Annotated in this window: 7 protein-coding genes; 3 read left to right on the top strand and 4 right to left on the bottom strand. The window is 74.6% G+C overall.

Features of this window, described 5'->3' with window-relative positions; genetic code table 11:
• Positions 1-205: 205 nt before the first annotated feature.
• Positions 206-1,360, top strand: coding sequence for a hypothetical protein (locus NMK34_RS05985; protein WP_318332545.1), 1,155 nt, complete (start codon positions 206-208; stop codon positions 1,358-1,360).
• A gap of 6 nt (positions 1,361-1,366) precedes the next feature.
• Here the strand turns inward: NMK34_RS05985 and NMK34_RS05990 are convergent, their stop codons facing one another.
• A complete protein-coding gene (locus NMK34_RS05990; RefSeq protein ID WP_318332546.1) occupies positions 1,367-1,597 on the bottom strand; it encodes a hypothetical protein in 231 nt (76 codons plus the stop codon).
• Between the two features lie 164 nt (positions 1,598-1,761).
• Here NMK34_RS05990 and NMK34_RS05995 point away from each other — a divergent pair, with 164 nt between their 5' ends.
• Entirely contained in the window at positions 1,762-2,961 is a 1,200-nt protein-coding gene (locus tag NMK34_RS05995; RefSeq protein WP_318332547.1) for an aminoglycoside phosphotransferase family protein, read from the top strand.
• Here the strand turns inward: NMK34_RS05995 and NMK34_RS06000 are convergent.
• Positions 2,958-3,818 (bottom strand): AraC family transcriptional regulator, encoded by an 861-nt coding sequence (locus tag NMK34_RS06000; RefSeq protein ID WP_318332548.1) that lies wholly within the window; start codon positions 3,816-3,818, stop codon positions 2,958-2,960. The genes NMK34_RS05995 and NMK34_RS06000 overlap by 4 nt on opposite strands.
• A gap of 120 nt (positions 3,819-3,938) precedes the next feature.
• Between NMK34_RS06000 and yidD the strand changes: the two genes are divergently transcribed.
• The gene (gene yidD, locus NMK34_RS06005; protein ID WP_225319755.1) at positions 3,939-4,310 is read left to right on the top strand and encodes a membrane protein insertion efficiency factor YidD; all 372 of its coding nucleotides are present in this window, start codon (positions 3,939-3,941) and stop codon (positions 4,308-4,310) included.
• Between the two features lie 113 nt (positions 4,311-4,423).
• Here the strand turns inward: yidD and NMK34_RS06010 are convergent, their stop codons facing one another.
• Together NMK34_RS06010 and NMK34_RS06015 are read right to left on the bottom strand one after the other, a co-directional pair.
• A complete protein-coding gene (locus NMK34_RS06010; RefSeq protein WP_318332549.1) occupies positions 4,424-5,158 on the bottom strand; it encodes a DUF2071 domain-containing protein in 735 nt (244 codons plus the stop codon).
• A 32-nt stretch (positions 5,159-5,190) separates the two neighbouring features.
• On the bottom strand, positions 5,191-5,556 hold the full coding sequence (locus tag NMK34_RS06015) for a VOC family protein (protein ID WP_013284276.1): 366 nt from the start codon (positions 5,554-5,556) through the stop codon (positions 5,191-5,193).
• Positions 5,557-6,000 lie beyond the last annotated feature (444 nt).

Raw genomic sequence — 6,000 nt, forward strand, 5'->3', positions numbered from 1 at the left:
GACGTGGCCACGCGCGCGCATGACGAAGCGGGACCGCCGGGAGCCGGTGGCACGGAACGTGAATCGACGCGGGGGTTTCCGCCGATTGTGTCAGTCAATCAGCCGATCGGTCTAATTGGCGACTTTCGCGTGTCTTGCTACCCATCCCGCGTCGTTGACATGAATGACACCCCGATTGGTGGGCTCGCGCGGCGGAGGAGTCGGCGTGGCGAAGACTGATTCGACGGGTTCCACATGGCGGTACCGGTGGGCGCACCGGCAGAACGAGCGGCGGCAGCGGGCCTTCCGTGCGGCCGACGAGGCGTGGCGACGCCGCGACGACGAGCTGCGCCGCCTGCGTACGCTCGCGGTGTCCTTCCACGGCTCGGCCCAGGCGGGCGTCGGCCTGCCGATGGAGCTGGCCCCCGGCGAGGTGGTCTTCTGGACGCTCCCGGCCGCGCAACTGGTCGAGGTCCGGCACACCGCGGTGCTGCCGGCCCCCGAACTGACAGTCGACCCCGACCCGCCCGCGCTGCGCCCCCGCCGCCCCGAGGGCGTCAAGGTGGTCGACGCCGGGCTCGCCGTGCTCACCAACCGGCGCCTGGTGCTGCTCGGCGGACGCGGCCGGCGCGACTGGGCGTACGGCCGGATGACCGGCCTGTCCCACGACCCCGGCGCGCCGGTCACCCTGATCCAGGTGCTGGACCGGCGGCGTACCTCCGGGTTGCTGCTGCCCACCGGCGCGGCGGCCGACTTCCGGTTCACGCTCACGCTGGCGTTCGCCGACGCGATCGAGCAGCGCGCGGCGGTGGTGGCCGAGCTGGACGAACTAATAGCGGAGCACACCGCGGCGCGGCCCGAACGCCCCGCCGTGCTCACCCCCGCCCAGGCCCGCGTCACCGCGCTGGTGCCCGGCGGCCGGCGGACCGTGGCGGTCGGCGCGGCGCTCGCGCTGATCGTGCCGGCGATGCTCATCGAGTCCAACCCGCCCACCCGGGCCGGTTCGGAACGCGCCGCCGCCGCGACCCCGGCGGCCACCGGCACGCCCGCGCCGCCGCACGTCGCGCCCGCCGTCCAGGTCCGGCCCAGCACGAGCCCCGAGCCGTCCCGCGCCCGTCCCGCGCCGCCGCGCGGCACGCCGCAGCCGCCGGTCGAGCGCCGCTGCGGCGCCCCGGCGAACCCCTTCGGGTACGACTTCTGCGGCGGCCAGCGGATCCGCCGGCCGGCTGCCAGGGTGTGCGACTGGTTCGAGTGCGTACCCGGGTTCTGGTCCGATCGGGGCTGGCTGGTGCAGTGCCGCGACGGCGCGGTCAGCCGCACCGGCGGGCAGCGCGACGTGTGCGCCGGCCACCAGGGGTTCCGCCGTACCGTCTGGCGCTGACGGCGGTCAGGCCACCGGGCGGGGCGTGACACGCAGCGGCAGTAGCCCGGCCAGCACCAGCGCGGCCCCGACGGGCAGCAGGTTCAGGTTCACCGCGATGGCCAGGAACCCGGCGAGCACCAGCGCCGGCGCCCACACCGGCAGCAGCCGGGCCGCCGCCGCCCGGTACAGCAGCACCAGCAGGCCCACCTCGAACAGCAGCGGCCCGCCGTACAGCACCAGGCCGGGCGTCGGCACCGCGTCGGCGAAGGCGCACCCACTGGTGCGGACGTGGGCGGGAAGCGATGAGGCTCATCGCCTCAGCGTTCCGCCCACCGGTGCGCGGGGCATCCGTCCGGTCCCGAGCCGGACCCGGACCAATCCGCTCGCCTCCCGTAGGGGTGCCCGGATACCGTCCGGCCGTGTCCCGCACCGTCTCGCTGGTCCTGCTCGACACCGCCGGCCGCCCGCTCGGCGCGTTGCCGTCGTTCGGCGTACCGGAGCCGTGGTGGCAGGAGGTGCACTCGATCGTCGACACGGTCCGGCGGCGCCACGGGCTGGAGGTCGCCGTGCTGCGGCTGCTCGACGCCGACCGTCCCGCGCCTCCCGGCGGCCACGTCCGCTACCTGGCGCAGGTAGTCGACGCACCGGCCGTACCCCTGGAACCGGCGACCGTGGACCTCGCGCCGCACCCGCTGCGCCAGCCGTGGGTGGAGGCCGGCGGTCCGGCTCGCAGCGTCGCGTGGGCGACCGGCGAGCTGCGCCGGCTCGGCCGCCCGGTGACGGCGGTGGCGCAGCAGCGCACCTGGAACCTCTCCGCCATCTGGCGCCTGGACACCGACCAGGGCCCGGCGTGGCTGAAGCAGCTACCGTCCTTCGCCCGCCACGAGGCCGAGGTCCTCGGCCGGCTCCCCTCGGTGGCCGGTCTTCCCGGTGACACGGACTCCCTGATCGGCGTGCCGGCGGTGCTCGCCGCCGACGGGGAGGGGCGGATGCTGCTGGACGACGTGCCGGGGGAGGACCGGTACGGGGCCGGAGAGGGGGAGCGGGCCGCCGTCGCGGCCGGACATCACCTGGTGCAGCGGCGGGCGTGCGGGGTCGTCGACGAACTGGTCGCGGCCGGGGTGCCCGACCTGCGCGGGGCGCGGCTCGCGGGCTGGATCCGCGAGCGGCTCGCCGGGCACGACGTGTCGGCCGTGAGCGCGCTGCTCGACGGCCTCGACCGGCGGCTGCGGCAGGTCGGCGACTGCGGCCTGCCCGACACGCTCGTGCACGGCGACCTGCACCCCGGCAACGTCCGCGGCGACGACCGGCGCCGGACGGTGATCGACTGGGCGGACTCGTTCGCCGGCCACCCCGCCTTCGACATCCTGCGCCTCACCGAGGACGTCGACGCGGACGCCGCCGCCCGGCTCGTCGACGCGTGGGCGCGGCGCTGGCGGACCGACGTGCCCGGCAGCGACCCGCACCGGGCCGTCGACCTGCTCCGGCCGGTCGCGCCGCTGCGGCTGGCCGCCGTGTACGCGATGTTCCTCGCCGCCATCGAGCCGGGCGAGCATCCGTACCACGTACACGACGTGCCGGCCGTGCTGGCGCGAGCGGCGGCGGTGGCGCGCCTCTAGACCCGGCGCACCGGGATCCACAGCTCCGCGTCGGCGGTGCCACCGTCCTCGGCGACCCGGACCCGGGAGATCTCCGGCCCCGGCCGGGTCTCGTACGGGTTGGACGGGAACCACGACGTGAACACGGCCCGCCACAGGTGCTGCACCGCCACGGGGAACGCCCCGGAACTGGAGAACACCGCCCAGTCGCCGGCCTCGACCGGCAGGCTGCGCAGGTCGTCCGGCACGTCCGCGCCGGTGACCGCCGCGTACCAGTAGTCCAGCTCGGCGCCCTCGTCCCGGGCACCGGCCAGCTCGGCGCTGACGTTGACGATCCCGTGCGGCTCCTGGTCGGACAGCGCCTCGATGCGGCGGACGGTGGCCGGGTCGATGCCCCTGACGAACGCCACGATGTGCGGGTTCATCCCCTCGTGTACGAGCGGCACCCGCGCCGTCAGCCCGGCGAGCCGGAAGGCGTCCTTGGTCACGATCCGGTAGTCCATACTGGTGTTCCCTTCGACGACGAGCCGGAAGGACATCCGGGGCTGGGACCGCAGCACCGCACCGGCCTGCCGGGCCTGCGTCGGCCCGACACCGTGCACGGCCCGGAACGCGCGGGCGAACGCCTCGTTCGAGCCGTACCCCCAGCGGACCGCCACGTCGAGCAGCGACTCCCGGCCGGCGAGCACGTCGGCCCCGGCCAGCGTCATCCGGCGACGGCGCACGTACTCCGACAGCGGCAGTCCGGCCAGCGCCGAGAACAGCCGGCCGAAGTGGTGCTCCGACACGCCGGCGATCCGGGCCAGCGCGGCCACGTCGAGCGGCTGGTCGAGCCGCTGTTCGAGGTGGTCCAGCGCGGCGTTGAGCCGATCCAGCACCCGGTCTTCCCTCCTGGTGACGCCTTCGACGCTAGGTTCCCGGCCGCCCACCGACCCGATCACACCGGACCCGGTCCGGTCGCCTCATCGACACTGGCGGGCGTGTCGCATCATGGCGTGGTGATCTTCCGGAAGCGGCACCACAAGAAAAAGAAGAGCCGGGACTGGTGCAACTGCGACGTGCCCACCTGCGACGGGCCGGGCTGCTGCGACCTGGGCCTCTTCTCGATGCTGCTCACCCTCGGCTCGGTGACTGCGGGCGTCGTCCGGCGGCCCGCCGTGGACCGGGCCGGCCGGGCCGCCATCCTCGGTTACCGGCGCTGGCTGTCGCACCGCTGGCCGGCGACCTGCCGCTACACGCCGACGTGCAGCGCGTACGGGCTCGCCGCGGTGGAGCGGTACGGGCTGGCGGTGGGTGGCCGGATGGCCGCGGACCGGGTACGCCGATGCCGTCCCGACGTCCCGCACGGCACCCACGACCCGCTGCACTGACCCCGCTCGCCTCCGCGCCGCGCGGACGTGCCGGCGCCACCTCGGGGAAGTGGCGGTGTTCCGGTGTGCCGGATGCCGCCACTGCGGCGACCTGGCGTCGATCAACGTGGCGGTCACCCGACCGACGTGGGGCCGCCGAAGACGACAGGTACGCCGGAGGAGTAGAGCACGCTCACCGGCGGCCCGTCCGGTGCGGGCAGGCCCGCGGCGGTGACCAGCTCGTCGTCGAGGTGCAGCAGTTCGGCGCGGTGCAGCGGCCACTGTGGATGCCAGTTCGGCAGGTGGCGGGTGCGGCCGTACGCCCGGGTGTGCAGGCCCCAGCGGGCGGTCAGGAAGTGTTCCAGCGGCGTCGGCTCGGCGATGGGCGCGCCGACGCGTACCGCCATCCGGCTGGTCGCGCCGGCCGGACCGGGCCAGCGGCGGCGGCAGCGGTAGGTGAGCGTGTCACCGGACCGGTCCAGCCGCATCGCCGACCACTTGTACGGCAGACGCAGGCTCACCTGGGCCACCAGCACCGGCACCAGGCGGGACGCGTCGAGCGAGCGGAACACGACAGCGCGCCGCCCCGAACCGTCGACCGAGTAGAGCCGGACGTTCGTCTCCCAGAATGTGCCGAGGTACGGCACGCCCGGGCCACGGCCGAGACCCAGCCCGACCATCCGGAACCCGATCAGCCCCACGTAGGTGAGCCCGTCGAGCGTGTCCGGCCGGGTGCCGGCGGGCAGCAGCGGCGCCACCCGTTCCGGCGGGACCGCCCAGTGCAGGAAGGCGAGATCGTGCCAGCGCTGCGCCAGCCAGGCCCGGCGGATGGCGCGTACGGGAGCGTGCTCGACCGGCTCGATCTCCACCGGTCCATCCTGCCTCCCGGACGCGCCGGGAGTCACTCCGGGCGGTGGCAGACCGCCTCGACGTTGTTGCCGTCCGGGTCGCGGACGAACGCGCCGTAGTAGGCGGCGTGGTATTCCGGCCACTCCTTTGGCGCGTGCAGCACCTCCGCGCCCGCTGCCACCGCCGCGTCGTGGAACGCCCGCACCGTGGCGCGGTCGGCCGCGGTGAACGCGATGTGCACCGGCACCGGCGTGGCGCCGGACGGCGCGGGCTCCACCCAGAAGTCGGGCGCGTCGACGCCGTAGCCGATCGGGCCGGGCTCCATCAGCCGCCGCCCGCCCAGCGGGGCGAGGACCGCGTCGTAGAAGGCGCCGCTCGCCTCCAGGTCGCGTACCGCTACGGAGAAGTGGTCGAGCACGTCGCCTCCCTGCGATCGTCGATGACCGCGCCAGGCTACGAGACCCCTACGACACTTCCGCCGCCCGGTTCACGTCGCGTCCGCCGCCGGGCAGCCGTCCGCGACGCCAGCTGTCGTCGAGCGCCCGGGCCCGGTGGTCCAGCCTCGACGTATGCCGCCGAGACCGATATGCCTCAGAGTCATAGTTATGACTCTGAGGCATATCGCTTTTGCCTCTATGTATTTCCGGCGGCGCTAAGTGAGCGTTTGAGAAGTGGTGGGGTTGGGCGGCGTGTCGTGTTGGAGGTGAGGGAAGGCCCTCGGTAGGTCCGGTGGTGTCGAGCCAACCGTTTCCGTGCCGAGGGCCTTCTGATGTCGTTGTACCCGATCGTCGATGCGCAGTCCGCTTCGCCCCGCCGTTATCCGCCGCAGCGGGTTCGGCGGGAGCGGGAACGGGCGGCGCGG

Origin of the sequence: Micromonospora sp. BRA006-A (assembly GCF_033433935.1) — a bacterium.
GTDB lineage: Bacteria > Actinomycetota > Actinomycetes > Mycobacteriales > Micromonosporaceae > Micromonospora > Micromonospora aurantiaca.